Source organism: Haloferax sp. s1 (assembly GCF_058382125.1).
Map to the genome: position 1 here is coordinate 1 of NZ_JBZRPK010000086.1, position 974 is coordinate 974.

General features: G+C 64.8%; 1 protein-coding gene and 1 pseudogene. Both read left to right on the forward strand.

What is annotated here, in order from left to right:
* Positions 1-505 (forward strand): hypothetical protein (locus QT222_RS00580; RefSeq protein WP_491475958.1); only part of this gene is annotated, 505 nt, incomplete at its 5' end.
* Positions 505-945 (forward strand): annotated as a pseudogene (locus QT222_RS00585) (JAB/MPN domain protein-containing protein); the annotation flags it as partial. The gene QT222_RS00580 and the pseudogene QT222_RS00585, both read left to right, overlap by 1 nt.
* Between the last annotated feature and the right edge of the window lie 29 nt (positions 946-974).

Below are 974 nucleotides of genomic sequence, written 5' to 3' on the forward strand. Positions count from 1 at the left end.
TGCGGGCGGGGGGGCGGCGCGCCCGCGGGCCCCCGAGAGCCACACGCGGGGGGGGGCGGCCGCCACCAGCCGCCGCGAAGTCCCCGTCTACGACGCGTCGTGGATGCCCGGCGTTGCCGACGAACTCGACGCGAACGTCGAGCGATTCGGAAACACGCTCGCCGACTCGGGCTTTCAGACGTTCCGTATCGTCGACCGCTCGGTCCCGCCGTGGCAGGAAGTCGGCTTCTATCACGAGGAACTGCGGACGCTCTTCGTTCCCGAGACAGTCGGCACGGTCGACTACTTCTGTGCACCCGGTGAACGACTCGGTGTCCATCCCATGCTCCGTCCGTTCCCGCCGCGACGGGCGTTGTACGGCTACGACCCCGACCGCCTGCTCGTCGGCCACGGTGCGGGTATCTCGGAGCACGCGGGTGACGAACTCAGAACAGCACTCTCGAACGCCCGGAGGAACCTCCCGAACGCCTACATACAGGTGGTCAAGTCGATGTTGTCGAACTGATGGGGGACGAGACGAGCATGCTCGGTGACGAAGGACACGCGGTTGGCGACGAAGGACATATGATTGGTAACGAAACACAGACAGTCGGCGATGGGGGACCCAAAGTCGGCGAATCGGAAACCACCCACTCGGTGAACGACGAAACCGTCGAAACAGACGAGCAACGCCGTATTCACGCGACTCGCGGCCTCATCGACGTACTCCTCGATATGGCAGAGGACGCAGAACCGCAGGCGGTGAACCTCGTTCTCGCGCCGACTCCCGCAGGAGAATTCGATTCGGACCTCGGACTCGACCCCGGGACGCCGGTGCTTACGCACTTCTACATGGCCGAAACGGGCCAGTCGGTGAATGCCGTCTTCGGGATGGAACTCGGGACACCCGCAGGAAAAGGCCCCGCGCGGGTTCTCACGCATCCACAGGGGCCTTTCAAACTCACCTGACACGACGACCTCGCCGCTGGCGTCCT